12 protein-coding genes and 2 tRNA genes are annotated in these 15,588 nt (G+C 63.6%); 10 read left to right on the forward strand and 4 right to left on the reverse strand.

Features of this window, described 5'->3' with window-relative positions; all coding sequences use genetic code 11:
* Positions 1-986 (reverse strand): type I glyceraldehyde-3-phosphate dehydrogenase (gene gap, locus AC4FIJ_RS13105; RefSeq protein WP_490337161.1); only part of this gene is annotated, 986 nt, incomplete at its 3' end.
* 47 nt (positions 987-1,033) lie between these two features.
* The gene (gene tkt / locus AC4FIJ_RS13110; protein WP_490337162.1) at positions 1,034-3,058 is read right to left on the reverse strand and encodes a transketolase; all 2,025 of its coding nucleotides are present in this window, start codon (positions 3,056-3,058) and stop codon (positions 1,034-1,036) included.
* A 340-nt stretch (positions 3,059-3,398) separates the two neighbouring features.
* Between tkt and AC4FIJ_RS13115 the strand changes: the two genes are divergently transcribed.
* The 4 genes from AC4FIJ_RS13115 to AC4FIJ_RS13130 all read left to right on the forward strand — a co-directional run bounded on the left by AC4FIJ_RS13115 (position 3,399) and on the right by AC4FIJ_RS13130 (position 5,009).
* On the forward strand, positions 3,399-3,668 hold the full coding sequence (locus tag AC4FIJ_RS13115; RefSeq protein WP_490337163.1) for a hypothetical protein: 270 nt from the start codon (positions 3,399-3,401) through the stop codon (positions 3,666-3,668).
* Position 3,669: 1 nt separating this feature from the next.
* A complete protein-coding gene (locus AC4FIJ_RS13120; RefSeq protein WP_490337164.1) occupies positions 3,670-4,002 on the forward strand; it encodes a cell division protein ZapA in 333 nt (110 codons plus the stop codon).
* Positions 4,003-4,200: 198 nt separating this feature from the next.
* Complete coding sequence (locus AC4FIJ_RS13125; protein ID WP_490337193.1) at positions 4,201-4,791, forward strand: 5-formyltetrahydrofolate cyclo-ligase; 591 nt, start codon at positions 4,201-4,203, stop codon at positions 4,789-4,791.
* On the forward strand, positions 4,788-5,009 hold the full coding sequence (locus AC4FIJ_RS13130; RefSeq protein WP_490337165.1) for a DUF2842 domain-containing protein: 222 nt from the start codon (positions 4,788-4,790) through the stop codon (positions 5,007-5,009). Before AC4FIJ_RS13125 ends, AC4FIJ_RS13130 begins: the two co-directional genes overlap by 4 nt.
* A gap of 96 nt (positions 5,010-5,105) precedes the next feature.
* Here the strand turns inward: AC4FIJ_RS13130 and AC4FIJ_RS13135 are convergent.
* Positions 5,106-5,182: transfer RNA gene (locus tag AC4FIJ_RS13135), tRNA-Asp, on the reverse strand.
* A gap of 136 nt (positions 5,183-5,318) precedes the next feature.
* Positions 5,319-6,281, reverse strand: a complete 963-nt coding sequence (thyA, locus tag AC4FIJ_RS13140) for a thymidylate synthase (RefSeq protein WP_490337166.1) — start codon at positions 6,279-6,281, stop codon at positions 5,319-5,321.
* Positions 6,282-6,476: 195 nt separating this feature from the next.
* On the opposite strand from thyA, the gene AC4FIJ_RS13145 reads away from it, so the two are divergent.
* The 6 genes from AC4FIJ_RS13145 (at position 6,477) to AC4FIJ_RS13170 (ending at position 15,572) form a co-directional block, all read left to right on the forward strand.
* Positions 6,477-6,553, forward strand: a tRNA-Pro gene (locus AC4FIJ_RS13145).
* A gap of 417 nt (positions 6,554-6,970) precedes the next feature.
* On the forward strand, positions 6,971-7,711 hold the full coding sequence (locus AC4FIJ_RS13150) for a hypothetical protein (protein WP_490337167.1): 741 nt from the start codon (positions 6,971-6,973) through the stop codon (positions 7,709-7,711).
* A gap of 331 nt (positions 7,712-8,042) precedes the next feature.
* Complete coding sequence (locus tag AC4FIJ_RS13155) at positions 8,043-8,714, forward strand: DUF6875 domain-containing protein (protein ID WP_490337168.1); 672 nt, start codon at positions 8,043-8,045, stop codon at positions 8,712-8,714.
* Entirely contained in the window at positions 8,680-11,322 is a 2,643-nt protein-coding gene (locus tag AC4FIJ_RS13160; RefSeq protein WP_490337169.1) for an amino acid adenylation domain-containing protein, read from the forward strand. The genes AC4FIJ_RS13155 and AC4FIJ_RS13160 overlap by 35 nt, the downstream gene beginning before the upstream one ends.
* Before the next feature lie 177 nt (positions 11,323-11,499).
* Entirely contained in the window at positions 11,500-13,671 is a 2,172-nt protein-coding gene (locus AC4FIJ_RS13165) for a M3 family metallopeptidase (RefSeq protein ID WP_490337170.1), read from the forward strand.
* A gap of 143 nt (positions 13,672-13,814) precedes the next feature.
* Positions 13,815-15,572 (forward strand): cation:proton antiporter domain-containing protein, encoded by a 1,758-nt coding sequence (locus AC4FIJ_RS13170; protein ID WP_490337171.1) that lies wholly within the window; start codon positions 13,815-13,817, stop codon positions 15,570-15,572.
* Positions 15,573-15,588: the final 16 nt, after the last annotated feature.

Below are 15,588 nucleotides of genomic sequence, written 5' to 3' on the forward strand. Positions count from 1 at the left end.
CCGGCGGTGTCGATCATGCGGTTGGAGAAGCCCCATTCGTTGTCGTACCAGCTGACGACACGGCCCAGCTTGCCTTCCAGCACCGAAGTTTCGAGGCTGTCGACGGTCGAGCTGGCGGGGTAATGGTTGAAGTCCGACGACACCAGCGGCTCGTCCGTATAGGCCAGAACGCCCTTCATCGCGCCTTCCGAAGCCGTCTTCAGCGCCTCGTTGATGGCGTCCTTGGTGATGTCCTTGCCCGGCACGAACACCAGGTCGACCAGCGACACGTTCGGCGTGGGCACGCGCACCGACGATCCGTCCAGTTTGCCGTTGAGTTCGGGCAGCACCAGACCGACGGCGCGAGCCGCGCCGGTGGTGGTCGGGATCATGTTGGTCGCACCCGCGCGGGCACGGCGCATGTCGCTGTGCATCTGGTCCAGCATGCGCTGGTCGTTGGTATAGCTGTGGATCGTGGTCATGAAGCCGCGCTCGATCCCGAACGCGTCGTTCAGCACCTTGGCGACCGGCGCAAGGCAGTTGGTCGTGCAGCTGGCGTTGGACACGACGATGTCGTCGGCGCCCAGCTGATCCTGGTTCACGCCGAACACGATGGTCTTGTCCACGCCCGATGCGGGAGCGGAAATCAGCACGCGCTTGGCGCCTGCCTTCAGATGCGGCTCAGACGCTTCCTTCGACTGGAAGAAGCCGGTGCATTCCAGCACCAGTTCCACGCCCATCGCGGCATGCGGCAGATTGGCGGGATCGCGCTCTGCGGTGACGGCGATCTTCTTGCCGTTGACGGTGATGCTGTCCTCGCCCGCCTCGACCGTGCCGGGGAAACGGCCATGGGTGGAGTCATAGCTGAACAGCAGCGCATTGGCCTTCACGCTTGCCAGATCGTTGATGGCGACCAGTTCGAGGTCGTGGTCGTCGCGTTCCAGGAGGGCCCGTGCCACAAGCCGCCCGATGCGTCCGAAACCGTTGATCGCAACCTTGGTCGCCATAGAAATATGCTCCTGTTATTCAGCCATTATTATCGTGACGGACCGGGTCAGTTCCCGGCCAGCCTTTTCTTGATCCGGGCGGTCACCGCTTCTGCCGTGAAGCCGAAGCGTTCGAAGAGATCCTCCGCAGCGCCCGAAGCGCCGAAACGGTCGAGCCCGATGTTGAGCCCGCGCGCCATCGTGTAGCGTTCCCAGCCCTGCGTGACACCCGCCTCGATGGATACCCGCAATATCTCCGAGGGATTAACCTCGGGCAGCAGGTCCTCCTTATAGGCATCGTCCTGCTGCTCGAACAGGTCGAGGCACGGCATCGAAAGGACATCGGCGCCAATACCGTCGGCCTCCAGCTTGGCCGCCGCTTCCATTGCGAGATGCACTTCGCTGCCCGACGCCATCAGGATGACCTTGCGCTCCGCTTCGGCCGACTTCAGGCGATAGCCGCCGCGCGCCGACTTGTTGGTCAGGCGCGTCCAGCTCTCGTCGCCCTCCCCGCGAAGCTGCGGCAGGTTCTGGCGCGTCAGGGCCAGCACCGAGGGCGTGTCCGACGTTTCCAGCGCCAGCGCCCAGCATTCCGCCGTCTCGATGATGTCGGCAGGGCGGAACACGTTGAGGTTGGGGATCAGGCGCAGGCTCATCACCTGCTCGACCGGCTGGTGCGTCGGTCCGTCCTCGCCAAGACCGATCGAATCGTGGGTCAGCACGAAGATCGAGCGGATCTGCTGCAGCGCGGCCAAACGGATCGCGTTGCGGCAATAGTCGCTGAAAATCAGGAACGTGCCGCCATAGGGAACGACACCGCCATGCAGCGCCATGCCGTTCATCGCGCAGGCCATGCCGAATTCGCGGATGCCGTAATAGACATAGCGCCCGGCGTAATTGTCGGCGGTCAGCGGATCGGTGAACTTGGTCTTGGTGTTGTTCGAACCGGTCAGATCGGCCGAACCGCCGATCAGGCTGGGCAGCTTTTCGGTCAGCGGGCCTAGAGCCATCTCGCTCGCCTTGCGGCTGGCGACGGTCTTGGGTTCCTTGGCAAGGTCGGTGATGAACGTCTCGATCGCCGCGCTGGCAAGATCGCCGACAGGCATCATGTGCTGTTCCCACTCGCCCCGGTTGGGCGCGCTTTCCAGCCGCTTGTTCCATTCGGCATGGGCGGCCTTGCCGCGCTCACCCGTCTTGCGCCAGTCGGCAAGAATGTCGTCGGGCACGGTGAACGGCTCGGCAGTCCAGCCCAGCTCCTTGCGGGCAGCGGCCACTTCGTCCGCCCCCAGCGCCGCGCCGTGCACCGCGCTGGTGCCCTGCTTGTTGGGCGCACCCTTGCCGATGACGGTCTTGCACGCGATCAGCGAGGGACGCGGATCGGCCAGCGCCTCGTCGATCGCTTTGCGGATCGAATCCGCGTCATGCCCGTCGCAGCGCACGGTGTGCCACTTCGCCGCCTGATAGCGGCTGAGCACGTCCTCGCTAGACGACAGGCCGACGGCGCCGTCGATGGTGATGTTGTTGTCGTCCCAGAACACGATCATCCGGCCAAGACCCAGATGCCCGGCAAGGCCGATCGCCTCGTGGTTGACGCCTTCCATCAGGCAGCCGTCGCCCGCGATCACCCAGGTGCGGTGATCGACCAGATCGTCGCCAAATTTCGCATTCAGATGCCGCTCGGCAATTGCCATGCCGACCGCCATCGCAAGGCCCTGGCCCAGCGGACCGGTGGTGGCTTCGATGCCGGGGATCAGGAAGTTCTCCGGGTGTCCCGCGCAAGGGCTGCCCAGCTGGCGGAACCGGCTGATCTCGTCCATCGTCGGATTGGCATAGCCCGACAGGTGCAGCAGCGAATAGATCAGCATCGAGCCATGCCCCGCCGACAGCACGAAACGGTCGCGGTCCATCCAGTCCGGCGCGGAGGGATCGAATTTCAGATATTCGCTCCACAGCACGGTCGCCACATCGGCCATGCCCATCGGCATGCCGGGATGCCCGGAATTGGCGGCCTGCACGGCGTCCATGCTAAGAGCGCGGATGGCATTGGCCATGGAACCGAGGCTGCTTACGGCAATAGTGGTATTGGTGCTCATATGGGTTTCCCGGGCCTTCCCGAACATGGAGCTGAAACACACGTCCTTCGGACGATTCGGCTAGCGCCGCGTGCAATGGGACGCAGGCTCGGTCCCGTCAAGGCCGCCCACCCGTCGGCCCCGCCCGTCGCCCCCATCCACCGCCACCGCGAACCGGCCCGGCGCAAATGTTTTGATCGCTGGGCCCGACCGGACGTTACGCGCGTTCGGCAACCAACTTTACCGCCCCCTTTCGATGATTTAATCTGGGCTCTTATGATGATCACTCACCCTTTCCGGCGCGCCGCCTGCGTAGCCGCCGACCCTATTATGGGCCCCCGCTCGACGGGCATTCGCGCCGATGGTTGAGGATGTTTCGCGCACGCCCGCCACGCCGGAAAAGCTGACGGTTGAAGGCGGGGCCTCCGCCGACACGCTCGATCAGGCCTTTGCCCGGCTCGAAGGCGCCGTGTCGCGGCTGGAACGCGCTGCGACGCTAAGGCCCGCGGGCGACGGCGATGCGGTGATTTTGCGCCGGGAGAATGACGCGCTTCGCGGCAAGGTCGGCGACGCCTTGCGGCAATTGGACAGCGTGCTGGCCGAACTGACGTCCGAGGGCGAGGGCTCGTAGGATGGCCGACAGCAATCTGATGCTGGAAATCGCCGGCCGCCGCTTCGCCGTATCCTGCCGCAAGGGCGAGGAAGCGCATATCACGACGCTTGGCCGCATGATCGACGGCAAGGCGCGCGCCGCCGGCGCGGTCGAGATGTCGGAACCGCGCATGCTGCTGTTCGCGGCGCTGATGCTGGCGGACGAGCTTGATGCGATGCGCCACGCCGCCGATCGCCCGCGTCCGGCCATGGACGACAAGATGCGCGACATGATCACCAATCGCGTCGATTCCCTGACGCAGCGCATCGAAAATATCGCAAGACACCTTGAGGGCGGCGACCACCACGCCTAGATCACACGCGACGGGTTCTGCCCGGCACGAGCCGACAGAACATCCCTGAGGCTATAAATAATCCAAAGGGGGCTGACCCTGTCCTGGCTCGTGGGCCGGGGCAATCGGTCCCCACCTGATGCTTGAGGCGTCAGAGGATTTCAAACGGCAAACGACCCATGGTGGGCCCGTCACAGTTTTTCCGGATCGGGGTTGGAATTGGAAGCCAAGCGCAATCTTCGCAAGAACCTGCGCAAGGCGCGGCTGGATCATGTCTCATCCCTGCCCGAATCGGTGCGGGGCCTGCTGTTCCGGCGCCCGCCCGCGCCGATCGAGGCACTGGTGCCGGAAGGCGCGGTCGTCGGGCTTTATCATCCCACCATCGGCGAAGCGCCCACGGGCGGCTATGCCCGCTTCTTTGCAGAGGCAGGCCACCGGCTGGCCCTGCCCCGTTTCGCCGATGAGAAATCCATCATGGAATTCGCGCAATGGTCGGATCCATGGGGCGACGGGGATCTTGAGGTCGGACCCTTCGGTGCCTTGCAGCCCGATGACGAGGCGGAAGCGCTGGATCCCGACGTGCTTTTCGTCCCGCTGCTGGGCTTTACCGCCAGCGGCGCGCGGCTGGGGCAAGGCGGCGGCCATTACGACCGCTGGCTGGCCGCGAATCCCGATGCCCTGGCGATCGGCCTTGCGTGGGACGTACAGGAATTGCCCGCCCTTCCGGTTGAGGCGCATGACAGGCCGCTCGCCGCCGTAGTGACCCCGCAGCGGATGTTCGGCCCCTTCGGCCTGGTCGGCGCGCGATGAGCAGGCCCGATTGGAAACCGACATGGCGCAAGCCGGTCGGCATCCTGCTGCTGCTGCTGGGCCTGATGATCTACGCGGGCGTGGTCGTCACTCTAATAGAGCCGATCTCGCGCTGGCCGGTGCTGCTGCAGGTGCCGGTCTGGCTGGTTCTGGGGATCGTCTGGCTGCTACCGCTCAGGCGGTTTCTGATCTGGATGGAAACCGGCCGCTGGGGCTGATCCGGCAGCGTCTTTCCTGACGCGCAAAGACCCTCGGGCCAGTCGCAGTGACCGGCCCGAAGTCTTGTATCTCAATGCTTTGAGAAGTTCCCAAGGTGGCGCGAGTGACGGGGCTCGAACCCGCGACCTCCGGCGTGACAGGCCGGCGCTCTAACCAACTGAGCTACACCCGCGTATGCCTTGTAAGGGGCAGTCCGTGGAAGCGTGCGCCCCTTGGGAGCCGCGCAACTAGGGCAGGCTTTCGGCCCTGTCAACGGCTTTCAAAACAGAAAAATGACGAGATCGTGAAACTTCCCGCTTCGCGTCCTTTTACACTGCCACCGGCGCCGCAATATGCGCCTGCGGAGCATAGGCCTCGACCGCAAAATCCTCGATCCGGTAGTCGAAAATCGAATCCGGCTTGCGAAGAATCGTCAGCCTCGGGTCGCCGGCGGGCGTGCGCGACAATTGCTCCTCAACCAGCTCGGCGTGATTCAGGTAGAGATGCACGTCGCCGCCCATCCATACGAACTCGCCCGGCTCCAGCCCGACCTGATGCGCCAGCATCACCTGCAAAAGCGCCGCCGACCACAGGTTGAACGGCAGGCCCAGCGCAATGTCGCAGCTGCGCTGGAACATCAGCCCGTTGAGCCGCCCGTCGGCGACATGGAACTGATAGGTCTTGTGGCAAGGCGGCAGCGCCATCTGGTCCAGTTCGGCCACGTTCCACCCTTCGAGGATGTGGCGGCGGCTGCCCGGATTATGCGCAAGGCTGTCGACCAGCTGCTCGACCTGATTGATCCCCTCACCCTTTCGATAGAGACCGTCGCCCGCGGGCAGATAGACGGGCCAGTCGACCCATTGCTTGCCATAGACGGGCCCCAGCTCGCCCCATTCGGCAGCGAAGGCCGCGTCCTCGGCGATGCGGGCCGAGAATGCGTCCATGTCGATATCGTCGCCGGTCGCGGCGCGGTATTTGGCCAGCGGCCAGTCCGTCCAGATCCCCACCCTATGCTGAACGAGCGAACGGATATTGGTGTCGCCCGTCAGGAACCACAGCAACTCGCGGGTCGCCGTTTTCCAGAAGACGCGCTTGGTCGTGATCAGCGGCATGGCGCCACCCGACAAGTCGAAGCGCATCGTTTCGCCGAACAGAGAACGCGTGCCGACACCGGTACGATCACGACGCTCGCTGCCCGTTTCCCAGACGCGGCGCATCAGGTCGAGATATTGCTGTTCGTAATGGGGTGCTTCGCGCGCGTGCGCGTCGACAATGTCTGCAGAGCTGGCCATGCGCCATCATAACCCGGCAGCGCACATTGCCCATATGCAGGCGCTGCGCGACGGGTGCTTCCCCGGCAAAACCCTGTGGAAAGCCTGTGCGGCGGCATGTGGACGAAAACTTGCGAAATGCCCGCTTGCCAGCCCCGCCTCGCCCGCCTATAGGCGCGCCTCTGCCTCACCGCCCGCATGTCGGGCGCGTCCGGTCGGGGAGTAGCTCAGCCTGGTAGAGCACTGTCTTCGGGAGGCAGGGGCCGGAGGTTCGAATCCTCTCTCCCCGACCAATTTCTCTTCTGCATGATCATGGCCTTTTGGCCTCACCCCTCCTGCACCGTTGGCGGGCAGTCGACGCGGATTGGCCTTCAGGATCGATGACGCGAAATGCGCTCTTGCAGAAGATTTGGCGCCGGCAAACATGGCCGGAGCGCCCTTAATCCCGTGCCCCCGCTCCAACCGCATGGCTGACCCGCAAGAATAATCCCTGTTACTCACGGCAAAATGGCGTGAAACGACATGAAATGTCCGACCGGGAAAAACGTCCTTGTCCAAACTATTGTTTCTGGGCAGAAATAACGCATCGACCGATGTCGATCATTTGAAGGGAGAAACGGGCGCCGAATTTGCGGCCCAGAGAGCGGAGGATTGATATGTCCCGAAACACTATCGGAAGAATAGTCGCGCTACCGGTCATGCTGTCCCTGGTGGCCACCCCCGCCCTGGCAGAAAAAGCCGATCAACTCACCACCCTGACCGGGCTCGAAGCGGCGGGTGTCGAAAGCGCTCTTCAATCCCGCGGTTTCAAATATATCACCAGCGATACCAATACGATGGGCTACACCTATGCCTATTGGTGGGATACCGACGACAAGAACTGCGTGCGGACGGAAACCTATCGCGGCACGGTCGAAACGATCGTCGATGCAAGCGATTCCGATTGCAACCATTCGGGTGGCGGCGGCGACGCGGCCGCGGCGGTTGGCGTAATTGCAGGCGCCGCCATCCTTGGCGCGCTCTTGTCGCACAAATCGCATCATCACGAAGACGACAAGCATTACAGCGATTCAAAGGACGAGCAGCGTTACGAGGACGGCTATAATGACGGGCTGTACAACGCCCCCTATCATAACAAGCACGATTCGGATGCCTATTCGGCCGGTTACACTGCCGGCGTAGATCAGCGTAATGCGAACCTTCGCCATCACAGCGGCCGTGGCGGCTATGTCGATACCGCCGACTTCAAGGATCTGCGCGGCGCACGCGCGGCCGGGGGAATGGACGAGCTGGAACGCCGCGGCTTCCGGCAGGTCGATAATTTCACCTCGGGCAATACGCGCTATTCGATCCAGTACCGCCCGGCCTCGCGCCAGTGCGTGCAAGTGACGATCGCCGATGGACGCCTTGAATCGCTGGACGACATCCAGACGCATCCGCAATGCCGCTGAGCATCGTTTGCCAATTCTGAGGACCGTGGTTCGGGCAGCCTGAGTGAGCATTCAGGCTGTTCGCACCCGTCCGGACCATGCCTTTCCTGAGATTGGCGGAGCATGTTTCGGCTGCTGCGGCCCTCTCTTGTCCACAAGAGCGATGCGCCTATCCCGTTCGGCCAAAAGGCTAATCTGGCTAAGTTCGGGACACCCCGAATTTGAAAGCGAATATTTAAGGGCGATCCGATAACATCCCCGCAACGTGACGAAGTATCCCCATGCGACCGGCACACTGGCCGGTCGGGTGGTGAGGCTTCCGCTCCAAATTCGGATAAGGGGTCTGTTCACAGTGACGGTTCATTCGCGGGTTCAGGTGGATCCGGCCGTGTTGTCGCCGTTCCGGACGATCCGCGAAATTGCGGAGTCCCATGCAGTCGGCCCCGGCCATGACGCGGTTTCCAGCATGGCCTGCTTCGTGTCGCGCCGCCTGGTCAGCCGCGATCCCGATCTGGGCCGCACCGGTCCCGTCTGTCCCTTCGCGCGCCGCGGCGTGGCAAGCGGCGGTATACGCATTGCCAATTGCACGGCTGGCCCCGATGCCGAGGAATGCATTGCGGGCATCATGGATGAGGTGCGCAGCGAATTCATCGCATGGGGCGAGAGTTCCGGCATAGATCCCATGCTGCGCGCTTTCGTCGTCACCTTCTCCGCCCTCGATGGCGAAGCCGACTGTGCCATGATCGAGCGGGTGCAGAAGCGGCTAAAGCCCGAATTCGTCGATTGCGGCCTGATGATCGGGCAGTTCTATCCCGGCTGCGAGGAGGGCGGTATTCGCAATCCTCAATTCCGCCCGCTCGACGCGCCGGTCATCAGCCTTGCGGTGCGCTACATGGCCTTGGCAGACGCGCCCTTCATGCTTGACGATGCGCGGTATCAGGCGGCATTTTCGGCGCGTTACGGCGTAGCAGGCGAACGCGAAATGCAGATTGCCCGTCAATCGCGATCTGCCGCTGCCGCCTAGGATCGTGAACGCCAGAAGCGCATTGCCGATTCCATCGCTTGAAACGACCCCTCCCGTCGACGGGGATCTTCAGCGGCTCGACACGCTGTTCGTAGAGCAGGCGCGCCGCACGCCCGGCGCGGTCGCCATCATGCGCAAGGGCGAAGCGACGACCTACCGGGCGCTGGGCCAGCTTTCGAACCGCTTTGCCAATACGCTGAAGGCCAATGGCCTGCGCCGCGGAAGCCGGGTCGCGATTGCACTGCCCCGGTCGGGGGATCTGGTCGCCGCCATGATCGGCTGCATGAAGGCGGGCTGCGTCTATATCCCGCTGGACATGGCGCAGCCGACGGGCCGCCTAAATTTCATCCTGCAGGACAGCGGGGTCGAGGCCATCGTCGGCCTCGGCCAGAACGGGCTGGAAACGGAATTTACGGGGCTGACGATCGACGCCGCCGATCTGGTCGCGGACGACACGGCGCACGGCGAGCCGTTCCCCCCCAGCGATCCGGCCTATATTCTCTATACCTCGGGTTCCACGGGACAGCCCAAGGGTGTCCTGCTGGGCCATAATGCAAGCCATTACATCACCGGTTCGATCCGTCATTTCCAGCATGGCGAACTGGCACGGGTCGCGGCGGTCACCTCGGTCTCGTTCGACCCCTCGGTGTTCGAGATTTTCGCGCCGCTGGCCTCAGGGGGGACGATCCTTCTGAAAGACAATGCGCTCGAACCCTTCACCGCTGACGAGCAGCCGACGCTACTCCAAGGCGTGCCGACCGCACTCAGGCAACTGGCAAGGGCTGGCGCCATCCCTGACAGCGTCAAGGTCATCAACAGCGGCGGGGAGACGCTGACCCGCGACATCGCCGACGAGATCTTCGCCTCCTGCGCCGCCGGACGCATCTACAACCATTATGGTCCGACAGAGGCATCGATCTGCACGACCATCGCCGCGGTCGATCGCAATTCGCGCGAGTTGCCGGATATCGGCGTACCGGTTGCCGGGGCCAAATTGCTGATCCGCGACCCCGCGACCGCTCGTCCGGTCGCGGAAGGCGAAACCGGCGAGATCTGGATCGGCGGTCCGGTACTGGCTCATGGCTATGTCGGCGACGGGCGGCTCACTGCCGAACGCTTCGTAGAGGATCCCCTGACCGGACTTCGCGCCTATCGCACCGGAGATCTGGGGAGGATCGGACCGGAAGGCCGACTGGCCTTTCTGGGCCGCATCGACGACCAGGTGAAATTGCGCGGACACCGGATCGAGCTTGCCGAACTCGACGACGCGATCGTTTCGATCGACGGCATCGAGGACGGCGGAACCATCGTATCCAATCCGGCTTCGGACCATGCGCGCCTGATCGTGTTCGCATGCGCGCGCAGTCCCGAGTTCGAGAATGATGCCGCCGTACTCGCGCAGTTGCGTAAACGTCTGCCCGCCAGCATGATCCCGCATCGCCTCATCTGGCTGAGCACAATTCCGCGCCTTGCCAGCGGCAAGATCGACCGCGCCGCGCTCGCAAGGATGGCCGATCGCCTTCAGGACACCCCGCCTCCCCGTCCGGCGCAGCAGGACTTGGCCGACTCCGGCCCCGACGGCGCCATCGCGGACACGATCGGCAGGCTTTTCGGCGAGGCGCTGAAGCGGGAGCCATTCGCGCCCGATGAGGATTTCTTTGCCGCCGGCGGGGATTCGCTGATGTGCGTCGATATCGCGCTTCAGCTCGAGGATGTTCTCGACCGGCCCATCGCGGTCAACCTGCTGGCGCATCATTCCAGTCCGCAGGCACTGGCCCGCGCCATCAGCCATCGGCGCAACGGGGATGTCTTCATCACCCGCGACGGCAATCCGGACGGAGAGAAGCTGTTCTTCGCACCCGGCATTCGCGGGACGGACACCGATTACGACAGTCTCAAACCACTGCTGGCGCATCGCAGCCTCATCATGCTCCATGCGCTGCCGCTGGCGGAAGAGATGATCGCGGAGCCGCGGATCGAAACGCTGGTCACAGCGCTGGCTCCCCTGATCGACAAGGAGCAGCCCGAGGGAACGGTCGCTCTGCTCGGCTATTCGTTTGGCGGTATCATGGCCTATGCGCTCGCCGATGCGCTTGAGCAGATGGGACGCAGGACAAGGGTGATCATCATCGACGCGCAGATCACCCATTGCTCCGCCGGCCCGCGGCAATGGGCGCATTGGGCGGGGCAGGAAATGTGGCCCGCCTTTCGCGAACACGGCATGGACCATGCGGCGCGCAGGCTGGCACGCTCGCTGTGCTTCTGGTTCCCAAGGACTTTCGGCCGCTTTCGCCCGAGATATATTCCCGAGTTCATCAGCAACGAAAATCCGCGCTTCGTCGGCAGCCTCGTGAAGGCGGTTACCCGCTATCGCTTTCGCCGCCGCACCGCCCCGACGCTGCTGATCGTGGCAGAGCGGATGCATCCGACCGACCTGCTGAACAATCCCGATCGGCTATCCGGCTGGCGCGGCCTGCTTCGCGGACCCGGCATCTCGATCCGGCATATGGATGTGACCCATTCCGAGCTGGTGCGAAGGCCGGTGGTGAACAGAGTCGCCGCGCTGCTGGAAGGCTGGCTGACCGAGCCGGTCCAGCCTGCGGAATAGGCAGCCAGAAACTCCGCAACCCTAGCCAGTCGTCGCAAAATGGTTTCATTTGCGACCGTAAATTGCCATAAAGGCTGCAGGGGCGCGGTCTGTCGATGGGATTTCTGCAGGCATGCAGCCTTGGCGCGGCCATGAACGCCGCGTCGTCGCAAAAGGTAATATTCCCGGAGAGTTTTCTTGTATAAATCAGCCCTGCTGATCGGAACGGCGCTTTGCGCCGCATCGCTCGGCGCTTGCACCACGACCGCGACGGACAGTTCGATGGCGACCACCGCACCCACTGCAAACGCCATTCCGGAAGGAACCGGCATTTTCGCCCAGCCGTCCACCCTCCCCTTCCATGCGCCTGATTTCAGCCGCATCCAGGACAGCGACTTCAGGCCCGCGATCGAACAGGGCATGGCCATCGAAAAGGCCGAATGGCAGGCGATCGCCGACAATCCCGCAGCGCCGACATTCGACAACACCATCGTCGAACTGCAGCGCACCGGCCGCATGCTGGACCGCGTGATGCGTGTTTTCTCGGTGATGACCGGCACGGTGACCAACGACACGCTGGACGCGATTGACGAGGAAATGTCGCCCAGGCTGGCCGCGCATAGCGACACGCTCTACCTGAACGACGAGATCTTTGCGCGGGTTAAGGCGGTCTATGACAACCGCGCCGCGATGAGCATGACGCCCGAAGACGCGGTGCTGCTCGAAAAGACCTATGAGAACTTCGTCCACGCGGGTGCCGAACTCTCGCCCGAGGCGAAGACGCAGCTGCGCGACATCAACACGCAATTGTCGACGCTGAGCACGCAGTTCTCGCAAATGCTGACGCAGGCGACCAAGGACGAGGCGCTGGTCGTTTCGGACAAGGCCGCCCTTGCCGGCCTGTCGGATGCGCAGATCGCCGCTGCGGCTTCGACCGCTGCCGATCGTGGGCTGGACGGGCAATATGTCATCGCCCTGCAGAACACGACGCAGCAGCCGATGCTGTCCTCGCTCGACAATCGCGATACGCGCAAGGCTTTGTTCGAAAAGAGCTGGAACCGCACTGTCGGCGGCGGGGCGAACGACACGCGCGAGCTCGTGAAGACCATTGCCACCCTGCGCGCGCAAAAGGCTGCTCTGTTCGGCGAACCCGATTTCGCCAGCTACCAGATGTACGACCGCATGGCGGAAACGCCGGAAAATGCGACCCGCTTCATGGAGGGTCTTGCCGGTCCGACTGCACGCGCCCAGTCGCGCGACGCCGCCGCGATCGACGCGATGATCAAGTCCGGAGGCGGCGATTTCACCGTTCAGCCGTGGGACTGGGACTATTACGCGTCCAAAGTGCGGGCGCAGAAGTTCGATCTGGATGACAACGCCACAAAGCCCTATTTCGAAGTCAATCGCGTGCTGGAAGACGGCGTGTTCTTCGCCGCCAACAAGCTTTACGGGCTGACCTTCAAGAAGCGCGACGATATCCCGGTGTGGCACCCGACCGTGTCGGTCTACACCGTCTATGACAATGACGGTTCGGAACTGGCGCTGTTCTATTTCGACCCGTTCCAGCGCGACAACAAGCGCGGGGGCGCATGGATGTCGGGCTTCGTCGGCCAGTCGCACCTGTTCGATGAAAAGCCGGTGATCTACAATGTGCTGAACATCCCGCCGCCGGCGCAAGGCGAACCGGCGCTGGCGAATTTCGACGAGGTGGAGACGATCTTCCACGAATTCGGCCATGCGCTGCACGGCATGTTCGCGGATCAGCGCTATCCGATGCTGTCGGGCACGGCCACGCCGCGCGACTTCGTCGAGTTCCCCAGCCAGGCGAACGAGAAATGGGCGGTCGAGCCGACGGTACTGGCCAATTACGCGCGCCATTATCAGACTGGCGAACCGATGCCTGCCGAACTTCTGCAAAAGGTGCAGGATTCGCAGACCTTCGACCAGGGCTATTCGCTGGGCGAGACGCTGGCCGCGGCCATGCTGGACATGGACTGGCACACGCGCACCGCCAGCGAGGTTCCCGGCGACGTCAACGCGTTCGAGGCCAAGGCGCTCTCGGAAACCGGTCTTCATACCGAACTGGTGCCGCCGCGCTATCGCAGCAGCTATTTCCGCCACATCTGGGCCAGCGGCTATGCGGCAGGCTATTACGCCTATCTGTGGACCGAGATGCTCTCGGCAAACACCGGCGAATGGTACGACGCGAATGGCGGCATGACCCGGGCGAATGGCGACAGGTTCCGCGAAACCGTGCTCTCGCGCGGCGGGACCATCGACTACAACGATGCGTTCAGGGCCCTGACCGGCCGCGAACCGCAGGTAGAGCCGCTGCTGCGCGCCCGCGGACTGCTCGACACCGCGAAATAGGCTTTTCGCCTGTTCGATACCCCGTCGACCGTACCGGCGATCGACGGGGTTTTCGTGCCCGGCTTCGGTCCATTTGCAAGAAAATCAAGTTTATGCCCGCGCCCCCCTTCCCTCGCGCGGCATAGCTGCATATTCGTCCCCTTATGGCGAGCGAACTGCACCTTACCCCCGTCCTGTCCGATGCTTTGGTCATCCTTGGGGCGGCAGGCATCGTCATTCCGGTCTTTGCGCGGTTCCGCGTCACGCCGATCATCGGTTTCATCCTTGTCGGCATGGCGGTGGGGCCTTTCGGGCTTGGCCGCTTGGTGTTCGATTATCCCTGGCTGCAATATGTCACGATAACCGACCCACAAGGGCTCGATCCCTTTGCCGAGTTCGGGATCATCCTGCTGCTGTTCACCATCGGTCTTGAACTGAGCTTCAACCGATTATGGTCGATGCGGCGGCTGGTGTTCGGGCTGGGCGCGCTGGAACTCACCATATCGGCGGCGCTCATCGCCTTTGCCCTGATGGTGATGGGCCAGTACTGGAGCGGCGCGCTGGGTCTCGGCCTTGCGCTTGCCCTGTCCTCGACCGCGCTGGTGCTGCCGATTTCGGGGACCAAGTCGCCCGTCGGCAAGGCGGCCCTGTCGATGCTGCTGTTCGAGGACATCGCCATCGTCCCCATCATCTTCCTGCTTGGCGCGATGGCGCCCTATGCGGCGTCTGACGGAGGGGACGGACTATGGACCACGATCTGGACTGGCGCGCTGACGATCGCGGTGCTGATGATCGCGGGCCGCTTCATGCTGCCCCGCCTGTTCGCACAGGCAGCCCGTACCAAAAGCCCCGAACTCTTTTTGGCCGCCAGCCTGCTGGTCGTCATCATCGCCAGCCTTGCGACGGCGGCGGTGGGGCTGTCCCCTATCGTCGGTGCGCTGATCGCGGGCCTGCTGATCGCCGAGACCGAATATCATACCGAAGTTGAGGGCATCACCGCCCCGTTCAAGGGTCTTGCGCTCGGCATCTTCCTGATCACCGTGGGCATGGGCGTCGATCTCGGCGTGGTTGCCGAGAATATCGCGCCGATCGCCATCGCGGTGGCAGGGGTTCTGCTGGGCAAGGCGCTCGTCACGGGCATATTGCTTCGCATGATGGGCGCGCGGCGCGGAACTGCCGTCGAAACTGGCATATTGATGTCGGCGCCTTCGGAAACCACCCTGATCGTGATGGCCGCCGCCGCCAGCGCACAGCTCATTCAGCCCCAGACGGCGCAATTCTGGCAGATCGTCACTGCCATCGGCCTGACCATTACGCCGATCCTCGCGCTGATCGGCAAGGCGGTCGCCCGCCGCGTCGACGCCGCGCCACCTGTATCCGTGGACGATGGCACGCAGGAACGCGCGATCATCCTGGGCTATGGCCGCGTGGGGCAGCTGGTTGCCGAGATGATGCAGAAACACGGCCGCCCCTTCCTCGCGATCGACGCCGATCCAGAGCTTGTGCATGTCGCGCGGCGCAAGCAGCACCCGCTGCTCTATGCCGATGCACGCGGCCCGGCGATGGACAGGATCGACCTGTCGGGTGCCAATGCCTTCATCCTGACGATGGACGAGCCGGTGCTGGTTGCCCGGCTGGTCCGCAAATTGCGCGAGAGCTATCCGGGCGTGCCAATCGTGTCCCGCGCCCGCGACACCGCACATGCGGCCGAACTCTACCGCGCCGGCGCGACCGAGGCGGTGCCCGAGACGCTCGAAAGCTCTCTGCAATTGAGCGAGGCCGTGCTGGTCAATGTCGGCGTGCCGATGGGTCCCGTCATCGCCTCGATCCACGAGAAGCGCGACGAATTCCGCGACCAGCTCATGCTGGAAGGCGAATTGAGCAAGAGACCCAAGCTGAAGACCTCACCCGCCGAGGGGTAGGTCTTGCGCCCGTGCC

Source organism: Croceicoccus sp. (genome assembly GCF_983967925.1).

What these genes read in the sequence shown, in the direction of transcription:
- AC4FIJ_RS13120 (WP_490337164.1), top strand. Translation starts at nt 3,670, where the DNA reads ATGGCCGACAGCAATCTGATGCTGGAAATCGCCGGCCGCCGCTTCGCC.
- AC4FIJ_RS13170 (WP_490337171.1), top strand. Translation starts at nt 13,815, where the DNA reads ATGGCGAGCGAACTGCACCTTACCCCCGTCCTGTCCGATGCTTTGGTC.
- tkt (WP_490337162.1), bottom strand. Translation starts at nt 3,058, where the DNA reads ATGAGCACCAATACCACTATTGCCGTAAGCAGCCTCGGTTCCATGGCC.
- thyA (WP_490337166.1), bottom strand. Translation starts at nt 6,281, where the DNA reads ATGGCCAGCTCTGCAGACATTGTCGACGCGCACGCGCGCGAAGCACCC.
- AC4FIJ_RS13130 (WP_490337165.1), top strand. Translation starts at nt 4,788, where the DNA reads ATGAGCAGGCCCGATTGGAAACCGACATGGCGCAAGCCGGTCGGCATC.
- AC4FIJ_RS13115 (WP_490337163.1), top strand. Translation starts at nt 3,399, where the DNA reads ATGGTTGAGGATGTTTCGCGCACGCCCGCCACGCCGGAAAAGCTGACG.